Origin of the sequence: Streptomyces yokosukanensis (genome assembly GCF_001514035.1) — a bacterium.
Lineage (GTDB): Bacteria > Actinomycetota > Actinomycetes > Streptomycetales > Streptomycetaceae > Streptomyces > Streptomyces yokosukanensis.
The window spans coordinates 210,732-237,141 of the sequence record NZ_KQ948217.1 but is presented as its reverse complement, the minus strand read 5'-3'; the positions used below and the strand labels follow the sequence as shown (position 1 = coordinate 237,141).

Sequence of the window (26,410 nt, the reverse complement as noted above, 5' to 3'; positions counted from 1 at the left end):
GGTCCTCTCGGTCTAGTGGTAGGGGAAGGTGAGGGTCTCGAACACGGTCCGGCCGGTGCACAGCGCGAGCAGCCGCTCGATGCCGAGGCCGAAGGTGAAGACGTCGAGCGGGTCGCAGCCGATGTCGGCGAAGAAGTCGGTCGGTCCCTCGTCGGCCGGAACGCCGTGCAGCTGGGTACGCAGGGCGATGTTGTTCTCCACCATCGGCCGGTAGTCGTCGGCCGTGCGGAGCTTCACACCGCCATCGCAGATCTCGGTCCCGGCAGCTATCAGGGAGAACCGCTGCGCCCGGCCGGAGGCGTCCACGCGGGAGTTGTGCCGCAACTCGTAGGGGAACCCGTACAGGACGACCGGGGCGGTAACGGCCTCCTCGACGGCGTGCTTGACGAAGTCCTCCATGACCGCCCAGTCGGATTCGCCTGCCGTCAGGCCGTGGCCGGCCAGCCACTTCCGGGCCGCCGTGACGAGTTCAGGACCTACCGGAGCTTTCGGCAGGTTCAGTGCCTCGGCGATCGCGTCATCGACCGTGCGGGTGGTGATCGCGGAGAAGTCGATGCCGCCGGGGGGCTGCAGCGTGGCAAACGCTGTCTGGACGGCGTCCTGGACCAGCTCGGTGACCAGCCTGATGCCGTCAGACAGAGTGAGGTCCCGTGCAGCTGTCTGCAGCATGGTGAACTCGATCGCGTGGCTGTCGTCCGTTCGTTCGGCCCGGATCGCCTTGCCGAGGTCGTAGACGCGGTCGACGCTGACGACCAGGCGCCGTAGGTGTTCCTCAGCCGAGTGCTTGAGGTGGAAGCTCTCCCCGGTGAACGGGTGGCGGGTGGAGAACTGCGGAATCGGCGCGCTCTCCCTCGCCGCGCACAGCACCGGTGTGGCTGCTTCGGTGTAGCCCGCCTCGTGCAGCCAGGCTCGCACAGCGCCCAGCAGATCCGCCTTGGTCAGCAGCAGGTTCCGCTCGTCGGGGTGCTCCTTGAGCAGCGTGCCGTACAGGCGCCGTTCCTGCTTCGGGATGGTCATCCCTGCTCGCCTCCCCGGGCTGTCCAGGGGGAGGTGATGGTCAGGGCGTGTTCGGCGTCGCTGTTGAGGAGGACCTCGGCGCCGATCGGCAGGGTGTTCTTGAGCGGGGTGTGGCCGAACGGCAGCCCGAAGGCGATGGGGAAGGTGTAATCGGCGCACAGGTCCATGACCATCTCGTGAGCCCCCAGTCCGCCGGAGGGCTCGCAGTTCACCAGCTCGCCGACGACCATGCCGGCGATCTGGTCGAGGACGCCCCGGTCGCGGAAGTGGGTGAGGGTCTGGTCCAGCAGCTCGACGGGCTTGAACGCGTCCTCCCAGGCCAGGACAGCGCCGTTCCAGTCCGGCTCCCATACCGTGCCCAGCAGGCAGCGCAGGGAGGACAGGCAGCCGGCGACCAGGTGCCCCTGGGCGGAGCCGGTGCGAGCCCAGGCGAGTGGCCCCTCGATCCGCGCGGCCGTGGCGTCCCCGGCGAGGACCGAGGCGAAGTGGTCGCCCGTGGCGGCGGGGGCGTCGGCGGAACCGAAATCCCACAGCACGGCGGGGCCGTGGAAGGTCGGCATGCCGGTGCGGGCGGTGATCGCGTTCAGCAGCAGGCTCGGGTCGCTCACGCCCACGATCGGCTTGGGGTGAGCGGCGATCAGCCCGTAATCCAGGCCGCGCAGAAGCCGGTTGGCGTTCTTCCCGCCACCTGCGCATACCACCGCGTCGATGCCGGGGTCGGACATGAAGGCATGCAGGTCGTCTACGAGCTGCGCCTCGCTGCCGGCGCGATAGCCATCGCGGGTCGCAGCATGGGCAGCGATGACGGGTTCGTAGCCGCGGCCACGCAGCCGCTCCACGCCGCGGTCGAAGATCTCCGGATGTGCGGCCGGTTCGGGCGCGGACACGGTGACGATGCCGATACGGCCGCCCTTGGCGAGGGGCGCGGGCAGAAGTCGGGCGGTGCTCAACGGAGTTCTCTCCTTAACGGTGAGCTTGGGCAACCCGCGCACGATCGGTGGTGACCCGAGTGCATGGGGTGACAGTAGGGGGGCTAGCGTGCGGGGGCCAGCCGCATACGGGTTTCCTGCCTGGCCCGGGCGGCGGTCGCCTCGCTGGTCCAGGGAGTCAGCGAGGTGTAGTAGTCGAACGTCGACCACTGCTCCAGGGACGCGGGAGCGGTGAAGCCGTGCTGAATGGCCTGCTCCCACAGCGGTGTGCCCGGATAGGGGGCGAACAGGTGTACACGCGTCTCGGGTACCGGGTCCAGCTGCCGCAGTTCCTGCATCAGGGAGTAGGTGTCCTCCATCTCGGCCTCGGTCTCGTCGGGGAACCCGACGATGAACGTGTAGGAGCCGAGGATGCCGTGCCGCGCGATGTGGCCGGCCACATCGAGGATCTGCGCGCGGGTGATCTCCTTGTGCACCACCTCGTTCAGGACCCGGTCGTTGCCGGACTCCACTCCCATCAGCAGCCGGGAGCAGCCGCTCTCGGCGATCCGCTCCAGCAGAGGGAGTTTTGCCCGGCGGGCTTTGCGGATGTCGTTGGGGTTGATGCTGGCCGCCCAGCGCAGGTCCAGGCCGCGGTCGATCAGACCGTCGCAGAACCCGATCGCCCGGCGCAGGTTCACGAACCAGTCCGCGTCGTAGAATTTCACGCCGTTGATGTCGTAGGCGGCCTGCAGCGCGGCGATGTCGTCGAGGAGGTCCTGGGCGGCCATCGCCGAGTACTTACGTTGGTAGGTCAGTTCGAAGCAGAACTTGCACCTGTACACGCACCCCTTGCTGGACACGTAGTTCAGCGTTCGGGAGGCCACCGTCGGGTCGTCACGGATGTACTGGGCGACGTCCAGCAGCGACCACGGGTAGGCGCCGAGGTTCCCCGTCCGCGGCGGGTTGACCGTCCCGCACACCACGCACCCACCCTCGTCAATGCGCAGGCCCGGGACCAGGCGACGCGGGGTGCGGCCGAGCAGCGCCTTCACGTACTCGACCATGGAGTTCTCGCCGGGCCCCTGGAGGACGGCGTCGACCAGTGGATGCGCCGCAGTCTGCTCGGGCTGCACATTCACGTGCGGGCCGCCGAAGACGACCGGGGGACAGAACGGGTGTTGCTTCGCCGCGCGCACCATGTCCAGGGCGTGCCCGATCTGCCCACCGCCGGTCATGATGCTCACCCCGATGCACACGGCGCGCTCAAGGTGCTCGTCCAGGAGGCGCTCCCATGCCGCCGCGTCCTGCTGGTTGCCGTCGAACAGCACCACGTCGACCAGGCCACTGGCCATCAGCGGCTTGGCTAGAGTGAGTAGCGAGAACGGCATCCAGTGGTAGACGTAGTCCTTCTCATGGTCGATCTTCGGGTAGGCGAGGATGACGGTGGGCCGGCCGGTCGTCTCCTGCCGGGGAGGGATGACCGGGGACTGAGTCAGGCCGCCTGGCAGCCCCATGTAGACGCTCATCGGCCGGCCTCGACCAGATGCTGGGGGGTCGCGTCGCCGGGACGGAAATAGGAGGCGGCATACATCTCGAAGGCCGCCTCCAGCTGCGCGGCCAGGCCCTCACTGTCGCCCTTGTCCAGCAGCGCGGCGAGGTCGACGGTCACGTCCTCGCGCAGCAGGCAGAACTGCAGTCGGGCATCGGCCGTCAGCCGCAGGGCCATCAGCGCGTCGTGGCAGGGGAACAGAGGACAGCCCCGGCAGACCGATCCGTACCAGGCGCCGGCGTTGGAGTCCTTGATCACGACCTTGGTGCCCGAGGGCATCGTGAACACGGTCATGGGGTGCCCGAGGCCGCCCTGCTGGAGGACTTCCTCGTCGATGGCCCGCACCCGCAGATCGCCGGCCAGCTCCTCCAGCGGCACGTACAGGTCCGGAAGCCGGAGCTGTCGCTTGATCTCCAGACGCCGGGCGAAGCTCTCGCTGGACTCGTTGAGATCTTTGATGATGTCGAGCAGCTTCACACTGTGGACGCCGGCGTCCTCACAGAACTCGATCAGGGCCTCGATCTCCGGGGTGTTGATACCGGACATCACCACCACGTTCACCTTCACCGGGACGCCAGTGGCGACGCACGCCCTGATCGCGGCGAGCACTTCGGCGTGGTCGTCGACGCCGCAGATCTCCCTGTGGAGCTGCGCGTCCAGGGTGTCCAGGGAGACGTTGAAGAGGGTCACCCCTGCCTCGGCCAGGGCCGGTGCGAGTTCGCCGATCCGCGGGTGCCGGGAGATGACCTCGACCTCGCTCATGCCGGCCTCCTGCCGAAGGCGGGACACGGTGTCGACGAGCGGCTCGTAGAGGGCCGGGTCTCCACCGGTCAGCTTGATGGCATCGACGCCCTGGCTCTTCGCGGCGGCGGCTACGGCGACCAGGTGGTCGGGGGCCAGATCGGTTCCCGACTCGGTGGCTACTGCCTCGCCCGAGGGTCGGCAGTAGTAGCAGCTCCTCTTGCAACGGGAGTTCACGGTCACCCGTAACTGCGGTTTGCGCATGTCACCCATCCCTCGGACATCGCTGACATTCACGTGCACAGCCTTCCGGCCTCTCTCTCTGGTCAGCAAGAACATGGAGAAGACTCGATGTCAGGGTTTGCTGGGCGTGAATCCCAAACCCTGACAGGAGTGTTATGAAGATCGGTTGTTGCATGGCAAGGCTCGAACGCGTGGGCGCTGGGTTGTGGCCGTCCTCGAGCGGCGAGACTTGGTCGAATGGCTGACGGCTGAAATCTGTGTGACGTATGAGGCTTCCCGGCGCTGATCAGCCCCTGGAGCCGACGGGCCGTCATCCGCTACCGAGACTGCTCTTGCTGTCGATGATCGACAAAAGCTTCTTCCAGGGATGGAACGGGCGGGCACCTGCGTGTCAGGTCCAGGCACCCGTCCGGGGCTGGTGGTCAGTTCCGCTCATGCACCGCGCGGAGTTGCCGGTCATACACGTCCTGCGGCTCCAGGCCGAGCGCCATCCGCCGTTCGTCCAGGCGCTCCGGGTCCTCGACCAGGTAAGCCCCTACAACGTTGCCGGCGCCGTCCTGTTCGTACTGCGTGCCGTACACCTGCGGTCCGTCGGCGACCCGGACCCGGTCGGTGAGAAGGGCGAAGTGCCGGGCCGGCACATCACCGGCGAGCGCTGCGTGGGTCAGCAGTTCCAGCGCGCGGCGCTGGAACTGGGTGTCGTGGTCGGCGTGCTGCGTGATCAGCCACGCGGCATCGGCGCCTTCCTCACCGACGAGGTCCACGCCCGGCCAGCCGTGCGCCGACACGACGGCCTTCAGCCAAGCTGTGTTGTCCATGTCGATGGCCCTCACCGCCGCGGAGTCCTCCGGGAGCCGTGACTCCAGCATGCGATGCCTGGCCGTCTGGTCTCGCTCCTGGCGCTCCTTCAACTCATTTGCCAGGTCCGGCCTTTTCACTGCTTGTTCCTCCTCGGTGGGGACGGGCGGGCTGCGCCGTCCAGGTGCGGCGTGCGCCCGCCCGCGTCGGGTTGGGTCAGTGGTCAGGGGCCGGCACGGAGCGCCAGGCGGGGTGGGAGGGCTCCCCGTGCCGGCCGATCAGCCCCGCTTCCTGGCTGGCGTGACGCCCGACAGGAAGCCAGGAAGCGGGAGTCTTCAGCAAGGACCGCGCAGCACGATTCCGATCAGGCTGCCGCTGCCGTCCAGGCCGTAGGTCGTCATGAACTGCCAGCCAGAACGCAGTGTTTCGATCTGCCGCTCGGTCAGGCCACGGTGTGGGGCAGTCGGCGGCATCAGCTCTGCGCGGTGCGTCGTGATCTGCAGCACGCCCGAGCGGGTCAGCCAGCGTCGCACGTCGGTGAGGAAGCGGGGCTGGTCCAGGAACTCCAGGCTGTGCCGGCACACCATGATGTCGACGGAGCCCGGCTCCAGCGCGCCCGGGGTTGCGTCGGCGTTGAAGTCGTGGCGGGCGAACATCAGCAAGTCCCCGTGGTCCTGGTGGCTGGCCTGCGCGTGCTCGATGGCCACGCTGCTGAAGTCGAAGGCCCTCACGGTCAGGCCCCAGGTGGCCATGTGCGCGGCCATACGGCCCTGGCCGCAGCCGACGTCGACGACGCGCTGCCCGGACTTCACGGCCGCGTAATTCCGGAACATCTGACGCTCGAACGGCGACGGATCGGGTACCCGGTAGCCCTTGGCGTACATCGCGTCCCAGTACTCCGGCGTCTGCCGCTCATGCACCACGCTCAGGGTGCTCACCGTGTTCATGCGGCCGGCTCCGGGCCTCGGACCCCGGCTTGTCCCTCCCACAGCCTGGCCAGCCTGCTCGGGTTACTGGCCAGGACCTCACCAGACTGGACGCCGAACAGGGTCATGCCCGGCGTGGGCGGGGCCTTGTCCTCTACAACGCGAAGGGCAGCGCCGGGCTCGCGCGGCGGCAGGTGGGGCATCGTGCGTCCTCTCAGTGGTGGGCATACAACAGCAGGGCCTGATTTCCGATGGCGACGGTGGCGACGAACAAGATCTGGGCAGCGATCTGCCGCTCTTCCAGCCACAGCGCTGGCGTCGCTCGAGTTGTGGCGAGCGCCGTCCTGACCGGCAGGACTTGTGCTTCCGCGCGGTCAAGAAGGATGCTGGCGATGTCGGGCCGCTGTGAGCGCTTGGCCATGGTCAGACTCCGCACTGGACTGCGTCGACGAGGCGACGCCCGGCCGAACGACGGCGGACTTCGTCTCCCCGGCGATCGGCTCCGGTTTGAAAGCGAGCCCGGCGAGCGCGCCAGCCTCGTGGGGGGCGAGAGCGGCGTGCGGGTGACCGGGGTGCCAACGGTTGGTGGGTACGAGTCCCGGCGACTCCAGGGGCCAGCCCCCGAACAGTGCCTCGACGAAGGCGTGATCACGCGGCTTGTAGGCGATTCCCGCCGCGCGGAACGCCTTGGTGAACCGGCTCATGCGGTTCTCGCCGAGATCAGCGGCATGGGTGATGGACACCGCGCTGCCCGGCGGAAGTTGCTCCCTGAGTACGGCCAGCAATCTCTTCACGATCGTGTCGGTGCCGATCCAGGGCAGGACGTCGTGCACCAGCACCGCGATCGGACGGCTCCAGTCCAGCAGGTGCTGCACCCGGCCCGAGGTGAGAAACCGACGCATGTACCGGATGTCGCCCTGGACGCACTGCGGCTTCATCGGGTGCTCTGACAGCACCGCGCGGCTGAAGCCGAAGAGGGTGCGATCGTGGTCGGCGTAGACCACACGCGCCGTGTCGCGGTGCCGGGCCACGATGGCGTGGAGCGGGGCATGCAGGGGGTTGTCGCTGGGCCGGAAGTCGGTGGCAGCCGGCAGTCCGGACCCCAGGTCGAGGAACTGGTCGATACCGAGGGCGGTGAGGTGGCTGACCACGGCGGGCAGGTGCGTGCGGTTGACGACAGCAGCTGTGGACAGGGCCTCGGCGTCGGCCGGCGCGAGCGAGCGGAGGAACGCTCTGTCGGCCATGTAGCTGTCCCCACGGCGGCCGAGGAGCAGATCGTAGATCCGTGCCACGCTGGGGGCCGCGGGGAGCGCGGGCAGCGGTGTGACGGGGATCCGGGGGTCGTCGCGGGTCTGCTCGGCCACGTATGCCTGTACACCTGCGTCGTGGTAGCCCCACATCCTGGCCCGTTGCCGCGGCCCCTCAGCGTGGGTACGCAGACCCCAGCGGATGGTGCGCGGCGCGTCGATCGCGCTGCTGTAACTGCCGTCCCTCAGATCCGGGAACCCTTGCTTGCCCTCCAGGGCCAGCAAGACGATCAGAGCCTGGCTCCAGCCGGTCACGGTGATTTCCCCGGCCACCCGTCGGCCGCCCAGCGGGACAGCCAGGCAGGTGTCACAGGATTCGCCGTTGCCTAGCTTGATCTCCACGGCCGCCTCGACGAGCGCCGGATCTGCCAGCCGCTCCGCCATCAGGGCTCCTTCGCCCGCGCATCGTGGCAGGGCGCTGCTCTGGGACATGCTGGCGGTCGCGCTCACGTCAGAACTCCTTTGCGTGCATGGGTGATTTGCCAGCACAGCGGCGCGAACCGCTGATCTTCCTCAGCTGCGAGCTGCTGCATGGCTGGAGTCGGCTGCCGTCCGCTCCTGGGCCGGAGAAGGACGGCCAGGAGTGCGCAGGTGACGATGGAGAGGAGGAGGGTGCCCGGCGTCGGCCGGCGGCGACGTTGAGGCACTGGGTACTCAGGTCGTCGGCGACAATCCGGCCGTACTCGGTGGATTCCTCGACGCCGTCCATCGCGGCGTTGCCAGTTGGTCCGGAGGCCGGGGCCCTGGAGGTCCCAGGCGAGCACCGTTTCGACGTTCGCCAGGGCCTCGGAGACATCGGCAACGGAGGGGGCCAGGGCAGCCATGCGATCACCGGGACCGTGCAGGTGCTTGCCGTTCCATTGGTGCTGTGTTGGCATCAGTGGTCCACCGGCCCGAGGGAGAGTACGGCACGAACGGTTTTCCCGGGGCCTTCGTGGTGCAGGAACCTGGATACTGTGGCGCCCAGTTGCGTGATCTGCCGAAGGCCGCGGCCCCGTTCTCCTCGAACTGCGGCCTCGAAGTCGGGGAATGACCGGTTGAGATCGGTCACGTCGATGAGGAGATTGCCTGTCTCGTCTACGGCGGCGCGCAGGAGGAGCGTGTGCGTCGTCGCGTGATCAGGTAAGCCGTGGCGTACTCCGTTGGAAACCAACCGCGCGACCACCTCAGCGGCTTGGAGAGTAGAACCCATCCAGCCGAGCGCCGGAAGCATGGCACGAATCCATACCCGGCCCACCCTCACGGCGCGGATTTCGTCGCTGGGCAGGTCAGTCTGGAGGCTGGCGGCGATCGGCGATGACCGCACAGCGGGCAGGAGATCTGTCCCTGCGTGCTCGACCGGCGGCTGCACGGTGCGGAGCAGCTGTGGCAGCGCCCGGTAGACCAGACTTGCCTGAGTGGGTGCTCCACCGAGCATCTTCCGCGCCTGCTTGGCGATCTCCTCCACGTCCCAGACTGCCGTGTGCAGGTCGTCCTCTGCGTACTGCTTCAGGGTCCTGCCGCGAGCCAGCGCTTGGACGTAGCCGAGGACGTCGGGGGGCAGCCAGTCGGCGTTCTCTGGGTCCGGAAGGTCAAGGACGCCATGGACACGCGCGCGAAAGACGAGTTCTGGCTGCCGGCCCTGCGGCCGGACGCGTTCGGCGCCGAGTTTCTTTGCCGCCGTGGCCCAGATCGGTCCCAGGCCGGCCGCAGAAATTCGGTACTTCTCCTCGGCCAGCTTCCCCGTGATCTCTGAGCCGTCGTGACCCAGCGCGGCCAGAGCGAGTGCACGCCGTTCTGGCGCAGACAGAGGGCCGGCACCCGCCGGTAGTTCGGGGCGTACGAGAACCGTCATGGCCGGCCCCCCTGCGTCTGGTCAAGGACCACGATGGACGCACTGGCCACGGCCAGCCCTGTCTTGGTGCCGGGTGCCACGAGGGGCTGTGCCTCGGCGAACACCGGTAGCGAGCCATCCTTCAGGGAGTCCGGCGTCTTCATGATCTCGTGCTCGACCAGGAGGTCCAGCAGCTCGTTCACGGCCCAACCCATTTGGCGCAGGTGGCCGAGGGCCTGCTGGTAGTCGCCCGGAATCTCCTGCTCGCGCAAGTAGCGCGCCTGCTTAATGCGCGGTTCGGGCTGGTCTTTCTCCTCGGCGACGTAGTTGAGGGCGGCGCCTACGAGATGCATGAGGTGTCCGCGGAGGCGCAGCCCCAGTTCCTCGACCCTGTCGTCGGGCGTCGCGACGGTGTCGAGGGCGTCCGCCACGTCGTCCAGGACGGCGTCGCCGTCGTACGGGGTCCAGGCGCGGATCTTCGCAAGGGCTTTGTGCATGGCGGCTTCTTCCGGCAGCCTGGCGGGCTCCACGGGGTGGTCCCAGCCAGGCGCACCGTCGCTGCCGCGGCGGGTGAGGGCAGTGGAGGTCACTTGCGTTCCTCCCTTGCGAGGAGGAGACACCAGACGGTGGTGCCGTCTTCGCTGACGCCCCATTCTCCGCCGTTCTCCTGGACCAGGGCGCTGACGAGCGCGAGGCCCCGCCCCGACTCGGCGCTGTCATTTGGCTGCTTGGGCTTGATGCTGCCCTCTATGCCGTCGTGGACGTTGATGCGCAAGCGGCCTTCTTGGAGGGTCACCTTCAGGCTGATCTCCGTGGTGCCGCTGTGCAGGATCGAGTTGGTGACCAGTTCGGAGACAAGCACCAACACGTCCTCGGTCATTGCCCCGAGGCCGCAGTATTTGAGCCGAGCCTTGGTGATTCGGCGCATGATGCCTACTCGGGATGCGTCCTCGGGTCGGGGCGGCTCGCCCCGCCGGCGTGGAGTGACGGGGAATCTCTCATTCATCACGTCCCCGTCGCGGCGGAGAACCGCGCGAGGCGTCCGTACGGCTGTCGTCGTCATCACGTCCTCTGGGGGGAGCGCAGGACCGACCGGACAGCGGACGCGGCCTTGGACAAGGGGGTCCGTTCCGGGCTGGGCGCGAGGATGGTGCAGGCTTCGGTCAGACAGCGGGCCGGCGGGGCCGGGCTGGTGAACAAGGCCCCTCGTTCAGGCACCAGGCCGTCGGTCGGCGGTTCGGGCCACCGTGTCGTCGCGTCAGGCCGCAGCGACGCGACGGTCATCTGAATTTTGTGCTCGCCGCGCCGCCCGACACAGACCGCCGACTTGAAGGCCATCTCGAAGACGCGCAACGTCTGCGGCACCGGTGGCTTCGCGGCGGCGGGCGCGACGGTTGTGGCGGGGCTCATCGGGGCCTCCCAGACGGGCGGTGTGGGGGAGCGTGCGGCAAGCGACGCCGCAGAGTCGCGTGGCACGCCCGTCTCGATGATCACCGGGCGTGTTCGCGCGGTGACAAGCGAACACCGTGCGGCAAGGGCTTGGGAATGACTTTCAGATGACGTTGACCCGTCAGTAACTGCGCTCGGGGTGCCGCCGCAGCGGATGGTCCTGACATGCTGGGGCGCATGGTGACTCTTGACGGAAAGCCCGTATCCGCAGACGAAGTGTTCCCCCTGGCCCTGACCAACGTCGGGCACTTCACGTCCATGCGTGTAAGCGAGGACGGCACGATCCGCGGTCTGACGCTGCACATGGAACGCCTCGTGCGGGACAGCAGGATCGTGTGGGGCACGGGCCTGGACACTGGACGTGTCCGTGAGTACGTCCATCAGGGCTTGGAGGAGTGGACGGCTCCGTGTGTTGTCCGCGTCACGATCTACGACCCGAAGGTGGAGATGGGGCACCCCGCGGACGCGGACGAGCCGCACATCATGGTGTCCGTGCGCGGCGCCGGCGCGCTGCCTCCGGCACCGTTGCGTGCCATGACTGTGCCGTACGAGCGTGATCTGCCCGAGGTGAAGCACTGCGGCCTCTTTGGTGCCCTGCACGCCCGCCGTACGGCGCAACTCGCTGGCTTCGGCGACGCCCTGTTCGTCGGCCGCGACGGACTTGTGTCCGAGGGCGGCACCTGGAACGTGGGGTTCATCGATCAGGACGGTAACGTCGTGTGGCCGCAGGCCCCCGTACTGCCCGGCGTCACCATGGCCCTGCTCCAGGAGCACGCCAAATACCGCGTGGCCACTGTCACGCTGGACCAAGCCAAGGGTATGGCAGCTGCCTTCGCGACGAACACGAGCATCGGTGTACGGCCGCTGTCTGCGATCGACAACACCGATCTCCCCACTGAACACCCGGTCTTGAGCCAGCTTCAGGAGACGTACCTGTCCATCCCCGGCGAGACCCTGTAGGACAAGGACATGACGGGGGTGACCAGGTGGACCGGCCGGGAAGCCGAACTGCTGCGCCAGGCCATGCGGAAGAAGGGCAAGGACTTCGCCGAGCTGGTCGGGGTGAACCCTCGCCAGGTCCCACGATGGAAGCGCCGGGGCGAGACCATCGAGCTTGAACTCGGCAACCAGGCGGCCCTCGACACGCTTCTTGCCCAGGCCGACCTTGCGGTGCAGCAGCGGTTCGCTGCGCTGCTCACCGAGCGGGCCGCAGCCGAGCACGACGAGCGAGCCGAGGAACTGCTTAGGGCTGACTCGCGCACCCGCCGCCACTCCGTTGACGGGAAGTTGATGGTCCCCGTCGAAGAAGGCATCTACCTCTCCGGCCCGGACAAGCGGTCGGTGTGGCTGGAGCCGTACCTCATCGACGTCTATCCGACGACGAACGAGGACTACGCGAGGTTTGTGCTGGCCACCGGGTACCGGCCACCACAGCACTGGCCCGGAGGCCGCTGCCCCGTCACCTTGGTCACCCACCCAGTTGTGTGGGTGACCTGGCGCGACGCGGCTGCCTACGCCCGCTGGGCGGGCAAGGCGCTGCCCAGCGCCCGGCAGTGGGAGAAAGCAGCCCGCGGACCGCGCGGGCGCATCTACCCGTGGGGCAACGAGCCCACGGCCGCCAAGGCGAACGTCGCCGAGACCGGTATAGACGCGACGACGCCCGTGTTCCGGTACCAGTCCGGCGTTAGCCCGTACGGGGCGTTCGACATGTGTGGCAACGTGTGGGAGTGGTGCTCGACACCAGGTACCGACGGCCCGGACCGGTACCAGTTGAAGGGGTCGGCGTTCAGCAGCCCGTTCCAGCGGGCCGCGCCAGCACTTGAGAACGCCGCCAACTCCACTATGAAGGACAACGACACCGGATTCCGCTGCATCGCAGCCGAGTAGCCGCCGCCCCCCGACCGAGGGCATCACTGCTTGCCCCTCAGCCGCCTCCACCGTCACCGACGCGTCAAGGCTCCAGTCGCAGAGCGTAACGACTGAGGCCGGGCGGGGGCGCGGGATCTTCCTGTGCTCGTTTTCCAAACCCGGAGCCATCTCTCTGCACATTCCGGTGCGAGCCCCCGTCGGCTCCGCGCCCGCGCCGTTGTCGCTCATGCTTGCCATACGCTCACCTCGCTGACGCAGATCGGCAGCGATCGACCAACCCCCGGCTGGGCTTTCGCGGGGGTGTGGAGAGGGCCGTTGGGAAAGTGCCCTCGCGAGGAGCCGTCACCCTGTGGGCGACGGCCCCCACGGCGAGGTCACTCAGGGCTCTGAGCCAACTGCCTTCCGTGGCGATCGGATTGGAGTATGGCTCGGGATCTCTCTCCATGTAACGCTCGCGGTGCAAGTGTCCGCATGGCCCCTACGAGCCCTCAGTAAGCCGTAACCAACGGCTGTTCCGCCGTGTAACGTCCTTGTGGCTGCTACACGCCAGCAAGGACACTGGCTGCACTCGCACAAGAGGAGCGCCAGCATGACGAACCAGTCGGCAGTGTCAGACGAGGCACCTGGGCAGTCCGGCGCGGGACCAACCCAGCGTCGGCGCACACTGGGGTTCCGCCTCCTTGCGCTCAGAAGGGCGAGCGGCCTGTCAGCCGAGGTGGCAGGCGAACAGGCCGGAGTGTCGAAGGCCACGGTCAGCCGCTACGAGCAGGGCAAAGGGAACGTACGCTGGAACCAGGTCAAGGCGCTGGCCGAGGTGTACCGCGCCTCGGAGGAGGAGACGCTTGAGCTGATTGACCTGGCAAAGAACAGCAAGATCACCGACGGGTGGTGGGTCCCGCTCGCCGGCAAGCTCTCCGACCCCATGCGGATCCTGCTGCCCATAGAGAACGAAGCCCCTTCGATCTGGCAGTTCACAACCGGAGTGGTCCCCGGTCTCCTGCAGACCAAGCAGTACGCCGAGGCGATCAAGGCCACGCCGGGAAACAGTCTGGAACCCGAGGCCATCACGGAGTTCCTCGACATGAGGATGCAGCGGCAGAAGATCCTCACGCGTGACTCTCCGCCGGCGTATCACGTAGTCCTGGACGAGAGCGTGCTCTGCCGCAAGGTCGGTGGGCCGGACGTCATGGCCGACCAGTTGGATCTCCTGCTCGACCGGAGGCAGGAGCGGAACGTCACCATTCAGGTGCTCCCGTTCGACCAAGGCGCGTACAGCGCGGCGCTGACCAGCTTCATCGTCTACGGCGGAGCCGAGCCTTCGCTCGACGTCATCTTCGTCGAGACCGCGGTCGGGTCGCTGTTCCTCGAAGAGGGGGGAGCACGCCAGCAGTACGACAACGTCCGTACCTTCCTGCGCCAGGAGGCGCTGGACCCTGACTCCTCGGCCGAGCTGATCGCCGAGGCCCGTAAGAAGCACCTGCGAAACCAGAAGTAACGAGGGATACATCCGTGGCCGAGCAGCCCCAAGAACCCATGTGGCGCAAGAGCAGTTACAGCGGCAGCCCCAACGCCGAATGCGTGGAGCTCGCTGACATGCCCGACGGCGCTTGGGTCCGAGACTCCAAGAAGCCGAACGCCCCGCACGTCGCCTTCGCGACTGAAGTGTGGGGCGCCTTCACGACGAGCCTGCGGCGGCACGAGGCTCTTCCGCACGGCTGACGTTACGACACGGTCGTGCGGCCCGGAGCCCCTGGCTCCGGGCCGCACCTGCACCAACACACGGCGATTCCGTCAATCCCCCTAGATGGGTGGGAAATCCACAGGGAGCACTGGTGGCTCAGTCCGAAGAAAAGTCTGTGCGAGGGATTGCTGATGCGGACAATGGGAACGCAGAACGTTGTCCGCATCAGGGCGTCGAAGGGGGATAGCCGTGCCGCAAAAGCCCAGGCCCCTGGATGAGACGCTGTCGGCGCGAGATTGGTGGGGCAAGGAGCTACGAAACTGGCGGAGGGCCCGGGGCCTGTCGTCCAAGGCGCTGGGGGCAAAAGTGCACCTCAGCGGCACTTCGATCGAGCGCATCGAGAAGAACGAGCGCCCGTGCGACGCTGCCCTGGCCAGGTTGCTGGATGATGCCTTAGACGCGGGAGGCGCACTCGTGCGGCTGTGGCGTCTGGTCGAAGAGGAAGCGGGTGCGCAGCGGGTTGATGCGGACAAACCGAAAACCGAACCCTTGCTCGACGGCTTCGGTGGATTGGCCAAGGGCATCCTTGGAGAGCACCTGCCCGTCCTTCCGGATCGGAGTCTTTCACCCGTGGAGCGCCGTTCCCTCTTCGCCCTCACTGGCATAGCCGCCCTTGGCCCCGGAATGTTCACCGACCTTCTCCCCAAGACAGGACCAAAGGCACTCCCCACGGTCGTCCGGCCGGAGGACATTGAACAGGTACGAACCGCCGCCAACACCCTCGCCGGATGGGACAACCTCTATGGCGGAGGCGGGATCGCCCGCAGGTCCTCAATCGGGCTGTTCATCTGGGCCAAGGACCTGCTCACCTTGAAGCGCCCGCCGGAACTGGATGCAGACCTGTACACCGCAGTCGGCCGCCTCTCGATCGTGATGGGCGCCTCGGCATTCGACGCCTACGAGCACGAGGACGCGACGCACCTGCTCCAGTTCGGAACGTGGTGCGCCGAGCAAGCCGGCAACTGGCACCTTCGGGCCAATGCGCTCAACTGGCAGGCACGCCACGAAATCTGGTGCGGCCGACCCGACGCGGGCCTCACCCATGCTGAGAACGGTCTCGTGCGCTCCGATCGACTCACGCACCGCGAACAGGCCATGCTCCACAACGCCAGGGCCAGAGCCTGGGCGAAGATGCAGAACCCGACCGAGACCTTGGCCGCCATCGGCCAGTCAGACGACGTGTTCGCAGGCGCGCGGAATGGTGAGGACGCCGCGTGGATGGCGTACTACGACGAAGCCCAGCACTACGGGGACTCCGGGCATGCGTTGTTCGACATCGCTTTGCTGCCAGGGCAGTCCCCTGCGATGGCAGCACGTCGGTTGAGGGCTGCCATCGAGGGACACACGGACGAATATGTTCGCTCGCGTGCTCTCTCGGGCACCAAGCTCGCCACGCTGATTATGGCCACTGGCGACCCACAGCGTGCTGTGGCTGTCGCGCACCGAGCCATGGATGAAGTGGGGCGACTTCGCTCCAACCGCGCTGTTTCCGATGTCCAGGACTTGGCCAAGGCGTCTGCCAGATACGCCCGGAAGTCAGAGGTGGCCGAATTGCGGGAGCGGATCACCACTACGGTCCTCGTATGACGCCGACGCGGACCGAAGAGTCATTCCTTGTGCTCCAAGATGTGACGGCCGCCGCCGGGCTGTCCCCAGAGGGCGCCGAGCCGATCCGGCTGGCCGAGAACGACCTCTGGAAGATCCCCGGCGGAGTAGTGGTTCGCATCGCCCGAGCTGGTCAGGAATCAGCAGCAGCGCGCGAAGTGGCTGTGGCGCGATGGCTCGCCGAGAACAACGTCCCTGCAGTGCGGCCCATGCCATGGGAACAACCCGTTCATGCCGACGGACGCGCGGCGACGTTCTGGGAACTTCTCCCGCCGCACCGACACGGCACCGAGGCCGACCTTGCGCCACTCCTGCGCCGGATGCACGAGTTGCCTGCGCCGTCTTTTCCCATAGGTCGGCTTCAGCCCTTTGTCCGTGTCGCCGACCGTCTCGCCGCGGCACGCTCGGTGAGTGACGACGACCGGAAGTGGCTCCTCAACCGGCTCGACGAACTCCAGCACCAGTGGGGCCAGCTCCCCGCTGGACGGCCACATTGTGTGATCCACGGCGACGCTTGGGGCGGCAATTGCGCTGTGACCGACGAGGCGGCGCTCCTCATGGACTTCGAACGCACCTCGCTTGGCCCGCCCGAGTGGGACCTGACGTCGACCGCCGTCGCATATGACACCTTCGGCACACTCTCAGAGGAGCGGTATACAGCCTATTGCGAGCTCTACGGTTATGACGTCAGGACCTGGGCCGGCTATCCGACGCTTCGCGGCATCAGAGAGCTGCGCCTCGTGACCTTCGCAGTCCAGATCGCGGACCACGCCCCGGACGCGCTCGACCAAGCTCGCTATCGCATCGCGTGTGTTCGGGGCCTGCAAGGGTCACGTCCGTGGCGGTGGCAGGCTGTGGGGTGACAGGTCGGCGGACGAGCGTCGAGTCCGCAGGCCGGCCTCCTGGAACACGGGTCGAGGAGGCGGTTGCTCAGTCACTTCGCGTGTGGTGGATGTCCGAGCCAGAAGGCAGCGATGGAGGGCTGGGCGGTTCCGGCGGTGGAGCCGTCGTGGGGCAGGAGTTCTGTGGCAGCGATGTACCCGTCGCCCGGTTCGAGGCGGACGCGCAGGCAGTGCAGAGGGTGCCCCGCGGTGACGTACCGGCGTATGTCCTCGGTGTGGGGGTAGTGCCGATCCAGATCCGCGTGGAGTGTGCGGCAAATGTGCTGTACGTCGTGGTCGCCGATGAGCAGGTAGCGCGTACCGGGGCCGAGGTTGAGGCAGAGCCGCCGGCGGCCCTCGTGGCGCCTGGCGTAGGGCAGCCGGTCGAAGTTGTCGACGTGCAGGCCGATGCGGCGGCCGATGGCGGAATCCTCGGTGGTGGTGGTCCAGTTGCCGGGGCTGGACGTGCAGCCCAGGAGTTTGGTGGGCCAGCGGCCATCAAGTGGGTCGAGGCGTGCGGCTGTTTCGAGGCGGCCCGCCAGGTCGTCCGGGTCGAGGTCAGGCAGTGGTTGGTGGACGAGTTCGACCAGGACGCTGGTTGGCGTTGCGCTGTCGGGGCGGAGCCGTTCGGCCTCGCGGGTGGTGACGGGTTCCCAGTCGCTAGTGGGAAGGACGGCGCCGTAGTCGTAGCCGGGCTCGCCATGGATTTGTCGCACTGTTGCTGTTTCGCACCTGCTGCGCATGTCGTCGAACGTTTCGAATGCGAGCCGTGGCCCCATGGCCAGCCTCCCGAGGGCGGGTGTGGCTACTTGTCGTCGAGGTCTTCGCCGTAGGTGACGTCCCACTCCGCGGCAAGTGCCTCGGCAAGTTGTAGCGTCTGGGCTCGGTCGATAGTCACCTGCTTGAGCGAGGCGATGCCGCGGAGCTGTGCGAGGTTGTTGCCGCGCAGATCCATGCCGCGGTACGTGCCGCCGTTGAACTCGGCGAGCCGCAGATCGCAGTCGTCGAACGCTGCGGTCCTCAGGTCGGCCGTGTGGAATGTAGTCTCCCGCAGGGAGCACTGGGAGAAGATCACCGGACCGGTGGCACGGAGGCGGAGGGTGCTGTAGTCGAGCTTGCAGTTCTCGAACAGCACCTCGTCGAGGGTGATGTCCTCCAAGGTGGCGCCCATCAGTTTGCAGTCCCGGAAGACGACGCGGGTGATCTTGCTGTCGGACCAGTGCAGGGAGGACAGGTCGCAGCCGGTGAATTCCACCGAGTCGACGCGGAGCTTCTCGAACCGGGCGCGCTGGATCTTGAGCGCGGAGATGCGTCCGTCGATCAGCTGCGCGTCGGCTAGGTCGAGGGCACGCAGGGTCGCGTCGCCGTAGTGGAACTCCGCGACTCGGCCACGGCCGCCTTCGAGTGACGTCACGTTGGACAGGTACAGGCCGGGCTCGTCCAGCGAGGGCAGGGTGACGCTCGTGCGGCGGATCGTGCGGGTTGCCATCGTGATGCCTTCCAGCGAGGTGGGCCTGTGCGGGGCCGGCGGCGCCCCCGGGGCGGGAGAGTCGCCGGCGGTGGTCACTTCTTCTTCCAGTTGTCCCACGTGGGCGGGTTGTTTCACGTCGCCTCGGTGGTCTCGGAGGCTGGGGCGCTGTGAGGGAGGGAGAACGAGTCCACCACGGCGGGTGCGTCGGACAGCATGGTGCTTCCACTGTCGGATCTGTACATGGAGTCTGCTGAGCCTGGAGGAAGCTCGGCATGGCGATGTCCCGAGCACGCCCCTGAGGTCTGGGCTTGCTGCCTTGCCCTTTGGGTCAGGCGATGACGAAGGGGATGAATGCAACTGTTGCGCGAGTGGCAGTGCCGGGATTGCCGTTCCCGTGGTTCTTGAAGGACCACTGCTGGTGGTGTTCGACCAGGGTTCGGTCGGTGGACTCATGGTTCGGGTGGTTCTCGATGGCGTCGACTGCCCTCGCGATGAGTGGCCCGGGGTCATTTGTGCGGAAGAAGACGATCAGCGCTGTGCGTGTGGCGCCGTTGTCCACGTACCGGAACAGTTGGTCCAAGGCGTCGGAGATCGACTTTGCCCCGTCCCAGATCTTGCACTCCGCGATCAGTATGTTGCGCTCCCCAACTCTGACCAAGATGTCGTTCTTGCCGTCGCCGTTGTAGGTCTCGCCGGTACCGCGGCCTTCGAAGTAGGCGTTCAGGGCCACGAGCAGGATGTCGCGCAGCCGCTCTTCGACCATGCCCTTCGTTAGGCGATGCAGTCGCTCCATCTGGTTGCGGGCTCCGCGAAGGAGGCGGAGCGCTTCCTTGTACGCAAGGTCGTCTTCTCGTGCATGCTCGGGGCGCCAGTCTCCTATGCCGAGGATCTTGAGAGACGGACTGATTTCATAGCCGTCGTGGGCGAACTCCTCAGCGATCTCTGCCAGGGTCTTCTCCCAGTACGGGGAGGGCTCGTCGGGGCGGTGGCGGCGGAGCATCGCCTCGAACACGCCCAGTGCCCGCTGGACCTCTTCCTCGTCGCCCCAGGAGACACCGTCGGCGTAGGAGTCGAACAGGGCCTTGCGTGCACCGCCGGACCTGCCTTCGGGGACCGGAACTCGGGTGAACCCACCTGCGGCCCAGCAAGCGTCGAGATCGGCCAGTTTGATCGCCGAGCTGAGTTCTCGCATTCGGTTGCGCGTGCGGGCGCTGACTTTGTCGCCGGCTGCATCCATCTGACCAGCGTATGGGTCGCCGTCCTTGCCCGGGGTGTGCTTCATCTACTTGGCCGACGCTCCGCTGGCTGGCCTTGGCGTGGTGGCCACCTTGCTCAACGCGGTGTCGCCGCTGTCTGGAGCTAAGTCTCCGGGTGCTGCAGATGGGAGCACAGCATCGCCTGCGTTACAGGTGCAGAACGACGTCGATGGGTTCGGGCGCTGTAGGGACTCCGAACACGTGCTGGCATTCGTCGAAGCCTTCGACCAGGGTGGGCTGTTGGGGCTGCCCGTGCCACCGTTCGACGGTGAGGACGGCTTCGTGGGCCTCGACTAGGTGCTGGTCGACGGCGAGGCGTCGCACACCGTTGGGCTCGTATCCGAACTTCTCGGAGACGCGGCGGGAGGCGGCGTTGTCCGCGAAGGCGGTGGAGGTGACCCGCTCGGCGCCGAGGTAGGCGAAGGCGAGGTGGAGGGCGGCGGCGCGCATCTGGGTGCCGAAGCCGCGGCCCTGGAAACGGAGGCCGAGCCAGAAGCCGGTGCGGGCCTCGCGCGTGATGCGGAAGTCGCGGGCGGAGAGGTTCTGCTGCCCGATGACCCGGCCGTCGCGGAAGACAGCGAGGAGGAGGCGCCAGTTGTCCTCGCGCCAGTCGCCGCGGGCCCACCAGTGGTTCTGGACGATGTTGCGGGCGGTCTGCTCGGGGGTGCCGGAGGCCCAGGGCTGTGGGAAGTACACGGCGCCGGGTGGGACAACGCCGTCGGCCGCCACCTGTGCGAGTTCGTCGAGCTGCTCGTCGTCGGGGACGCGCAAGACCAGGTCAGGGGTGGTGAGCGTGAGCCGGGTGAGCGGCCAGTGGCGCATGGGTGCCCTCCGTGGGGTGTCAGAATCCGTCGATGCCGATCACGTTGCCGAATGGGTCGGTGAGCTGTGCAATCTTTCGGCCGGTGCCGTCGCCGACGTCGAGGGGGCCGCGGTGGTGGGTGCAGCCGGCGTCGAGAAGGCGCTGTCGTACGGCGTCGACGTCGTCGACAGCCCAGTACGGCACGGGGCTGCCGCCGCGCCGGTTGCGCTTCTCGTCCAGGGGGTGGAAGCCGAACTCGACGCCGGCGACGTCGAGCCAGGCGTAGACGGCATCGCCGTCGACGTCGAGGTGGACTTCGGAGCCGAGGATGTTGCTCCACCAGCGGGCGGACTTCTCGGGGTCTTCGGCGAAGATCATGATGGCGCGGATGCCGTTGAACACGGGTGCCTCCGTCGGTCACTGGTCGACGCCGTGCAGTGAGGTGAGGCCGGTGGCCGTGGCGAACGCGGTCAGCGCGCGCACGAGGCCGGCGTCGGTCCACTGGGCGCCGAGATCGTTGGTGTGACGACGGTATGCCTGGCGGGCCCAGCGCGGGGCCAGCGTGCGCCCTTCCACCTGTCCGAGGTAGGCGAGGGTGATCAGGTCCGGTAGTCCCGTCAGGTCCGGGCGCAAGGTCTCGGCGTCGACCAGAGCAAGGCGTCCGTCGGGGCGACGCCGGCAGTGGTCGGCCTTGAGGTCGAGATGGCCCAGAGGCACATGGCCTTCGCCGTGCGCGCTGGCCGTCAGCTGCAGCAGATCCTGCCACGCTGCTGGATCACGGATCCATGCCGGGACCGGCGAGGCGGTTGTACTGGCCAGGCGCCAGGGGCTCATGGTCTGGGCGATGTGCTCGGGCCATCGGGCAGGGGCGGTGTGGATGGCCGCGACGGCGGCGATCAACTCCTCGAATCCGTCCTCGTGGTCGATGTCCGCTATCTCCTCGAGGAAGTCGACCATCAGGGTGCGGCAGGTGTCGCTGGAGCTGTGCAGCTCAGGCAGGACCTGTTCGCCCTCAAGGAGTTGGTAGGCGAGGACCTCGCCGAGGTAGGCGGCCTCGTCGCCGTGGCGCTTGAGGAGCTGGCGGGGCGGGGCACCGAGGGTGAAGGTCGCGGTGCGGTAGCGGGCGGTCAGGCAGCGCACCGGCCCGGGTGCGGCCGGGTGATGGCGGTAGATCAGGGAGCGGGCTTGGGCCTCCGCCTGGTCAGGGTCGGTGGTGAGCGCGGTGGCGAGCCACCCGTCGGGCCGCACGCGGGCGGCGCCGGCGAGTGGCCCGGCCAGGGGGGTGCTCATGCTGTGGCGCCCTGGATGTAGCCGAGCGCGGTGAGGCTGTGTTCGTAGCAGCGGGCGGCCAGGTCGGGGCGTTGGTGCTCGCCGTAGACGGCGAACAGGGCGTACACCGGGGAGTCGAGCGGTTCGCCGATGTGCCAGCCCTGGTACGAGCCGCCGACGACGTCCCAGATCTGAGCGCGGCCCTGGAAAACGGCGATCAGGTCCTGGTAGAAGATCTCGATGCCGAACGGATAGGCCGCCATGGCCTCTTCGCGGCTGGTGGACGACACCAGCTCCCAGGCGGGCCCGGTGATGTTCCAGGCGTAGGACTCGATGCTGCCCTCGACGCCGGGCGGGTCGAGCAGCCGCAGCACGGCGCGGCGGGAGCCGACCGGGCCGTGGAGGTAGTCGTGGATGCCCGAGGCCAGGGCACCCATCCGGGTCGCGATCAACTCTCGGGCCATTCGCGGCAGTTCCTCCGCGAGCAGAGTCTGTGCCGTCTCCCATTCCTCTTCCGGCAGGGGCGCGGTGATCGGGGTGGGCTCCACCTCCTTCGGGTCGGCGAGGAAGGACCGCTGCTCTTCCGCGGCACGGGCCTCGGCGGCCTGGTCGAGCTGGACCCACGCGGCGCGGGAGGTGGTGATGGGGCCGGCGCCGCGCGAAACGGTGAGCCGGTCCCCGGGGCGCGGGCCGTGCACGCGGAAGAGGTGCTGGAGGGCATTGGCGGCATCGGCGAGTGCGGCGTGGTCCGCGTAGAGGAACGGGCCGTGGGGGCTGCGCGGGGCTGTGAACCCGTTGCCGCAGAGCGCGACGTCCGCCACGCCGTCGAGCGGTTTGCAGTAGTCGATCAGCAGGCCGTTCAGGATGCTGATGCCGGTCTTGCGGTTGCGTGGGCCGTCCATGCCGGGCAGCAGGTTGTTGTCCGCGCCGAGCGCCCCGTACGGGACGGTCTGCGCGTTGTTGGACACGATCGCCAGGCGCGGGGGCGCCAGCGTCCCGTCGGCCAGCTGCTCGATGTAGAGGTCCGAGACGTCGGCATCGACGCCGATGAACACGTCGTTGCCCGTGGAGCCGGCGAGCCGGACCAGGGGCTGGGCGACGCGCTGCTCCCAGAACAGGGTGCGGGCGCCAGCTGGATAGAGGGTGATCTCGATGTCGCCGACGGTCAGGGGCGTGGTGTGGTTGAGGCGGTGCACGGTGAAGCCGAGTACCTCGATGGCGTCGGTGACGGCGGCCGGCGTCGTTATGCCGGTGTACACCGGGACGGTCTTCGGTAGCAGGTTCAGAGAGGGCAGGTGGAAGTGGTCCAGGTGCTCGTGGCTGAGGATCACCGCGTCCGGCAGCGGCATCGCTGCGACGTCGACGCTGCGGGGCGGCCAGATGGGGAATTGCAGGTTCCCTGCACCGAAGGCTTCGGCCAGGATCGGGTCGAGTAGTACCGTGGACAGGCCGTCGGTAATGTGCCACGTCTGGTGGCCCAGGAACGTCAGCTCCAGCCCGGCGGGAGCGGCCATTGTGCTTCTCCTCTTGCGTGGTCGTGGAACGTGCGGGCAGGAGCGGCCGGGGACGGTTACGGCGTCCCCGGCCGCCGTCTACTCACCAGCAGGTGCGCGTCACCGGTGGTACGTGGTCGGCGCGTGGCTGGTGGCACCGGTCGCGGCGAACGCCTTCACACGACGCTGCAGGGTCCGCACCGCCTCGGCGGTCACCTTCGGCGTCGCGGTCTTCTTCGACTCGCTCATGCCGTACCTCCTCTCCGGGGTTTCCGCCCCGCCCCGGCAGCGGGGATCTTCTGGGAGTACAGCTCAACAGTTCGACCCAGGACAGGAGTTGGGCGTAGTTCCGGTGTAGTCCCGCGCCACGCGCAGTACGCTTCTGGTCACGCAGGATGATGGGATGGCTCCCGTGGACGACCTGATCCGCCACCCGATCGCCCACGCCCGGATCGAGCGTGGATGGTCCCAGCCCGAACTCGCCCGCCGGGTCCGGCGGGCCGCGCTACGGCGAGGATTTCGGTCCGGCGTGGACCGGCAGCGGATCTGGAACTGGGAGAACAACCGGGCCACCCCCGATGACGACTCCCAGATGCTCCTCGCCGATGTGTTCGAGATCGACCAGAGCCTCGCTACCACGCTCGGCTGGCCTCACTGGCTGCCCGGCCGCGACAGCTCCATACCCCTCGGGCCCAACAGCACCGTTCCTGCTCTTCGAGAGGCCCTGCGAACCTCCATGGACCGCCGCACGTTCCTGACCTACAGCTCCGCAGCCCTGGTCGGCCTCGCCCACCAGTGGGCCAGCACCGAGCCCCAAACCCTGGCAGCCGCGCTGGACGGCAAACCCGTCGATGCCGAACTCGTCGACCTGCTGGAAGCCACCGGGCAGAAGCTCACCGGTCTCATCACCGAGCAGCGCCAGCATACGCGCACGCTCCTCGACGCCCACCTGACGACCGTGACCGACCTGATCGAAGGCGGCAACTACACCCAACCCGTCGGTCAGCGCCTCCACACCCTGGCCGCGCGTATGTCCTCCACCGTCGGCTGGCACCGCTTCGACCAGGGCAAGCACGCCGCAGCCAGCCGCTTCTGGCACGGAGCCCTGCACAGCGCCCACGCCTCCGGCGACCGCGACCTCGGCGCCGGCATCATGTCGGACCTCGCCTACCAGGCCACCTGGCTGAAGGATCCGAAGACTGCCGCGCAGATCCTCGATAGCGCCGTCCTGCGCACGGAACACCCCACCGCCCGCTCGCTGCTGCACCTTCGCCTCGCACGCGCCCAGGCTGCGCTTGGCGAGGCATACACTTGCCGCCGCTCCCTGGCCACAGCCGAACAGGAGCTGGCGAGGACTGCAGGTGAACCGCCGGCATGGTGCTCGTGGATGTCTCCCGCCGATCTGTTGGTGGATTCGGGGCAATGCCTGCTCGACCTCGGCGAACCGGAGCGCGCCCGCGAGCTGATCGAGGAGGGCACAGCTCTGCTTCCTGGCGCCCGCGACAAAACGCGGGCTGTGTTCCTCAGCTACGAGGCGGGCAGCCTTCTTCGGGCGGGCGACGCCGACCAGGCCGCAGCTGCCGCGATGCAGTCGCTCACCTTGGCCAAGAAGATCGGCGCCCCGCGCTGCGTGGCCCTGGTACGCGACCTTACGCCTGGATTCAAGAGGTACGCCGGAGCCGACGGCGTCAACGACCTTCTCGAGCGCGTCCGCGCAAGCTGAGCTGGGTTTCCTCTTAGCCTGAACCCGTGCTCCGTCCCGCGGCTCGGCTCTGGCGGTGCTGTACCTAGCATTTCGGGAACCGTCGGTGCTCGCGGGCCCCGGCCGCAAGCGGTGGTGGTTGCGCAGCCACTGCCTGGCCTCCGCCACCGCTTCGGGCAGCCCCTTCTTCTGTACCTGGCCGTAGACCCCTCCCGTGTCCAGGAGCATGTCGTGGTACGCGGGTTCGCCTCCGGGGCCGGTCCCGGAGGCGACCGTGGAGAGTGCCAGCAGGCACAGCGCGGTCTTGCTCGGGCTCGGATCGGTCACGACGTAGGTGCGCCACCCCCAGCTGCCGCTGGGCCGACGGTGGTAGAGCAGACAGTGAAAGCCGTGCTCCGACAGCGGCTCGGCTCGTTCCAGCAGGCTGGTGGCGTCGACCCCGCCGCGGAGGGTGAGGCCCGGTCCGAGTTCGTGGAGAGCGTCCCTGAGCCGGGCGAGCCCGTGTATGGCGGGGCCGGTCTGGCGCGGCGAGGTGTCGTCTAGCTCGAGCACCTCGGGCCAGCCGTCGCTGGCACGATGGTCATCTGAGCCAGCCGACGCACCAGGCCGCAGCATCCGCGACACTCGGCTAGGAAGCGTGGATGCGACAGCAGCCCGGTCAGGCCGAAGGTGATGACCCGGGTGTGCTCGCCACGGCCGCCCTTGTGTTGGAGCCGGCAGTCCCGCACGAGCCCTTCTCATAGCTCGCCGCCACCGTCGAATCCTGAACGCCCCCGGCTGGACGGTGCCCAACGGGACTGCCCCGAACGCACCTTCGCCGCCCGGCATCCTGTCCTTTGACATCGAAGATAGTCGCGTGCAGTGCGCTGACCTGGGGCGACTGGGTTGGATGTCAAGGGGGGAGGCTGACCATTCATTCGCTGGTTGGGGGCCCGCCTGCTTGTGGCGGGACACGGTCGATCCCGGTGGCGAGGGGCAGGCGGGGATTGAGGCTGGTGCGTTCGAGTGCCTGGTGGATGGCGGGGCTTGCCGCCGTGAGGGCGAGGCTTCCGTCGGCGTGCTGGAGCGCGCTGCGGATGCCGAGCAGGGTGTAGAGGCTGGCGTTGTCGCACCAGGTGATCTTGGAGAGGTCCAGGACGAGGTGCCGTTTGCCGTCGGACATGATGTCCACGACCGTGTCGCAGAGAGCGGGGATGGTGGCGTAGTCCAAGTCGCCGGCGAGCCGCAGCAGGACGTGATGGTCGCTGGTGGACGCGTCCTGGATGGACAGCCGCTCCTGCGAGTCAGTCGAGTTGTACTTCCCTGCCATATGGCCCGTTGTGGTGCATCGAGGGGGGATGCGTCAAGTGGCGCATGATGATGGCATGGGGGTTTCCGTTTGGGGTAGGCGCCCTGGACACCGTGCTCTTGGCCGAGACCCTGCTGGGCTCACTGTGGCGGCCGCCGCCGGTCTGTTGTCGGCGGTCCGGCGACGGCCGTGTGCGCGAGTGCCTGAGCCCCTCCCTCAACGAGCCTCGCGCGGGGTGTCCTCGCCGGTGGCCGGGACGACGCGGGAGTCTTTCCCGGC

General features: G+C 67.9%; 29 protein-coding genes. 8 read left to right on the top strand and 21 right to left on the bottom strand.

The window, feature by feature from the left end:
- Window positions 1–12: 12 nt before the first annotated feature.
- The 12 genes from AQI95_RS28755 to AQI95_RS28700 all read right to left on the bottom strand — a co-directional run bounded on the left by AQI95_RS28755 (window position 13) and on the right by AQI95_RS28700 (window position 10,715).
- A complete protein-coding gene (locus AQI95_RS28755; RefSeq protein WP_067130035.1) occupies window positions 13–1,017 on the bottom strand; it encodes an amino acid--tRNA ligase-related protein in 1,005 nt (334 codons plus the stop codon).
- Window positions 1,014–1,967, bottom strand: a complete 954-nt coding sequence (locus tag AQI95_RS28750; RefSeq protein ID WP_067130032.1) for a S66 peptidase family protein — start codon at window positions 1,965–1,967, stop codon at window positions 1,014–1,016. Before AQI95_RS28750 ends, AQI95_RS28755 begins: the two co-directional genes overlap by 4 nt.
- Before the next feature lie 83 nt (window positions 1,968–2,050).
- Window positions 2,051–3,454 (bottom strand): B12-binding domain-containing radical SAM protein, encoded by a 1,404-nt coding sequence (locus AQI95_RS28745; RefSeq protein WP_067130028.1) that lies wholly within the window; start codon window positions 3,452–3,454, stop codon window positions 2,051–2,053.
- Complete coding sequence (locus tag AQI95_RS28740; protein WP_159056594.1) at window positions 3,451–4,482, bottom strand: radical SAM protein; 1,032 nt, start codon at window positions 4,480–4,482, stop codon at window positions 3,451–3,453. Before AQI95_RS28740 ends, AQI95_RS28745 begins: the two co-directional genes overlap by 4 nt.
- Before the next feature lie 401 nt (window positions 4,483–4,883).
- The gene (locus AQI95_RS28735; protein WP_067130022.1) at window positions 4,884–5,399 is read right to left on the bottom strand and encodes a DUF6624 domain-containing protein; all 516 of its coding nucleotides are present in this window, start codon (window positions 5,397–5,399) and stop codon (window positions 4,884–4,886) included.
- A 195-nt stretch (window positions 5,400–5,594) separates the two neighbouring features.
- Window positions 5,595–6,206: a class I SAM-dependent methyltransferase gene (locus AQI95_RS28730; protein WP_067130019.1), complete on the bottom strand. Its 612-nt coding sequence runs from the start codon at window positions 6,204–6,206 to the stop codon at window positions 5,595–5,597.
- Between the two features lie 193 nt (window positions 6,207–6,399).
- Window positions 6,400–6,606, bottom strand: a complete 207-nt coding sequence (locus tag AQI95_RS28725) for a hypothetical protein (RefSeq protein WP_067130016.1) — start codon at window positions 6,604–6,606, stop codon at window positions 6,400–6,402.
- A complete protein-coding gene (locus AQI95_RS28720) occupies window positions 6,560–7,942 on the bottom strand; it encodes a DUF6302 family protein (protein ID WP_079071518.1) in 1,383 nt (460 codons plus the stop codon). The genes AQI95_RS28725 and AQI95_RS28720 overlap by 47 nt, the downstream gene beginning before the upstream one ends.
- Window positions 7,943–8,369: 427 nt before the next feature.
- Window positions 8,370–9,326, bottom strand: a complete 957-nt coding sequence (locus AQI95_RS28715; protein WP_067130009.1) for an ATP-binding protein — start codon at window positions 9,324–9,326, stop codon at window positions 8,370–8,372.
- Window positions 9,323–9,895, bottom strand: coding sequence for a DUF6415 family natural product biosynthesis protein (locus AQI95_RS47485; protein ID WP_067130006.1), 573 nt, complete (start codon window positions 9,893–9,895; stop codon window positions 9,323–9,325). Before AQI95_RS47485 ends, AQI95_RS28715 begins: the two co-directional genes overlap by 4 nt.
- Complete coding sequence (locus AQI95_RS28705; RefSeq protein WP_067130323.1) at window positions 9,892–10,311, bottom strand: ATP-binding protein; 420 nt, start codon at window positions 10,309–10,311, stop codon at window positions 9,892–9,894. The genes AQI95_RS47485 and AQI95_RS28705 overlap by 4 nt, the downstream gene beginning before the upstream one ends.
- 56 nt (window positions 10,312–10,367) lie before the next feature.
- Window positions 10,368–10,715, bottom strand: coding sequence for a KH domain-containing protein (locus AQI95_RS28700; RefSeq protein WP_067130003.1), 348 nt, complete (start codon window positions 10,713–10,715; stop codon window positions 10,368–10,370).
- A gap of 216 nt (window positions 10,716–10,931) precedes the next feature.
- Here AQI95_RS28700 and AQI95_RS28695 point away from each other — a divergent pair, with 216 nt between their 5' ends.
- The 6 genes from AQI95_RS28695 to AQI95_RS28670 all read left to right on the top strand — a co-directional run bounded on the left by AQI95_RS28695 (window position 10,932) and on the right by AQI95_RS28670 (window position 16,832).
- On the top strand, window positions 10,932–11,714 hold the full coding sequence (locus tag AQI95_RS28695) for an aminotransferase class IV family protein (protein WP_067130320.1): 783 nt from the start codon (window positions 10,932–10,934) through the stop codon (window positions 11,712–11,714).
- A 9-nt stretch (window positions 11,715–11,723) separates the two neighbouring features.
- Window positions 11,724–12,641, top strand: coding sequence for a formylglycine-generating enzyme family protein (locus AQI95_RS28690; RefSeq protein ID WP_067130000.1), 918 nt, complete (start codon window positions 11,724–11,726; stop codon window positions 12,639–12,641).
- A 571-nt stretch (window positions 12,642–13,212) separates the two neighbouring features.
- Complete coding sequence (locus AQI95_RS28685; RefSeq protein WP_067129998.1) at window positions 13,213–14,118, top strand: helix-turn-helix domain-containing protein; 906 nt, start codon at window positions 13,213–13,215, stop codon at window positions 14,116–14,118.
- 14 nt (window positions 14,119–14,132) lie between these two features.
- Window positions 14,133–14,342 carry a DUF397 domain-containing protein gene (locus AQI95_RS28680; RefSeq protein ID WP_244188871.1) on the top strand — a complete coding sequence of 70 codons (210 nt, stop codon included), beginning with the start codon at window positions 14,133–14,135 and terminating at the stop codon, window positions 14,340–14,342.
- A gap of 211 nt (window positions 14,343–14,553) precedes the next feature.
- Window positions 14,554–15,951 (top strand): helix-turn-helix domain-containing protein, encoded by a 1,398-nt coding sequence (locus AQI95_RS28675; RefSeq protein ID WP_079071515.1) that lies wholly within the window; start codon window positions 14,554–14,556, stop codon window positions 15,949–15,951.
- Window positions 15,948–16,832, top strand: a complete 885-nt coding sequence (locus tag AQI95_RS28670) for a phosphotransferase family protein (protein WP_067129992.1) — start codon at window positions 15,948–15,950, stop codon at window positions 16,830–16,832. The genes AQI95_RS28675 and AQI95_RS28670 overlap by 4 nt, the downstream gene beginning before the upstream one ends.
- Window positions 16,833–16,903: 71 nt before the next feature.
- Here the strand turns inward: AQI95_RS28670 and AQI95_RS28665 are convergent, their stop codons facing one another.
- The 8 genes from AQI95_RS28665 to AQI95_RS49900 all read right to left on the bottom strand — a co-directional run bounded on the left by AQI95_RS28665 (window position 16,904) and on the right by AQI95_RS49900 (window position 23,390).
- Window positions 16,904–17,566, bottom strand: a complete 663-nt coding sequence (locus AQI95_RS28665; RefSeq protein ID WP_067129989.1) for a hypothetical protein — start codon at window positions 17,564–17,566, stop codon at window positions 16,904–16,906.
- A gap of 89 nt (window positions 17,567–17,655) precedes the next feature.
- Window positions 17,656–18,339: a pentapeptide repeat-containing protein gene (locus AQI95_RS47480; protein ID WP_159056592.1), complete on the bottom strand. Its 684-nt coding sequence runs from the start codon at window positions 18,337–18,339 to the stop codon at window positions 17,656–17,658.
- A 310-nt stretch (window positions 18,340–18,649) separates the two neighbouring features.
- The gene (locus tag AQI95_RS47475; protein ID WP_067129983.1) at window positions 18,650–19,558 is read right to left on the bottom strand and encodes a hypothetical protein; all 909 of its coding nucleotides are present in this window, start codon (window positions 19,556–19,558) and stop codon (window positions 18,650–18,652) included.
- 166 nt (window positions 19,559–19,724) lie between these two features.
- Window positions 19,725–20,399 (bottom strand): GNAT family N-acetyltransferase, encoded by a 675-nt coding sequence (locus AQI95_RS28650; protein ID WP_067129981.1) that lies wholly within the window; start codon window positions 20,397–20,399, stop codon window positions 19,725–19,727.
- Between the two features lie 19 nt (window positions 20,400–20,418).
- A complete protein-coding gene (locus AQI95_RS28645; protein WP_067129978.1) occupies window positions 20,419–20,781 on the bottom strand; it encodes a VOC family protein in 363 nt (120 codons plus the stop codon).
- A 15-nt stretch (window positions 20,782–20,796) separates the two neighbouring features.
- On the bottom strand, window positions 20,797–21,669 hold the full coding sequence (locus AQI95_RS28640) for a hypothetical protein (protein ID WP_067129975.1): 873 nt from the start codon (window positions 21,667–21,669) through the stop codon (window positions 20,797–20,799).
- Window positions 21,666–23,162 carry an MBL fold metallo-hydrolase gene (locus tag AQI95_RS28635; protein WP_067129972.1) on the bottom strand — a complete coding sequence of 499 codons (1,497 nt, stop codon included), beginning with the start codon at window positions 23,160–23,162 and terminating at the stop codon, window positions 21,666–21,668. The genes AQI95_RS28640 and AQI95_RS28635 overlap by 4 nt, the downstream gene beginning before the upstream one ends.
- A gap of 99 nt (window positions 23,163–23,261) precedes the next feature.
- Entirely contained in the window at window positions 23,262–23,390 is a 129-nt protein-coding gene (locus tag AQI95_RS49900) for a hypothetical protein (RefSeq protein ID WP_279617029.1), read from the bottom strand.
- 163 nt (window positions 23,391–23,553) lie between these two features.
- Here AQI95_RS49900 and AQI95_RS28630 point away from each other — a divergent pair, with 163 nt between their 5' ends.
- Window positions 23,554–24,864, top strand: a complete 1,311-nt coding sequence (locus tag AQI95_RS28630) for an NsdA family TPR-like regulatory protein (RefSeq protein WP_244188870.1) — start codon at window positions 23,554–23,556, stop codon at window positions 24,862–24,864.
- Window positions 24,865–25,233: 369 nt separating this feature from the next.
- The gene (locus AQI95_RS47470; protein ID WP_159056591.1) at window positions 25,234–25,386 is read left to right on the top strand and encodes a hypothetical protein; all 153 of its coding nucleotides are present in this window, start codon (window positions 25,234–25,236) and stop codon (window positions 25,384–25,386) included.
- 370 nt (window positions 25,387–25,756) lie between these two features.
- On the opposite strand, the gene AQI95_RS28625 is transcribed toward AQI95_RS47470, so the two are convergent.
- On the bottom strand, window positions 25,757–26,152 hold the full coding sequence (locus tag AQI95_RS28625) for an STAS domain-containing protein (RefSeq protein ID WP_067129966.1): 396 nt from the start codon (window positions 26,150–26,152) through the stop codon (window positions 25,757–25,759).
- Window positions 26,153–26,410: the final 258 nt, after the last annotated feature.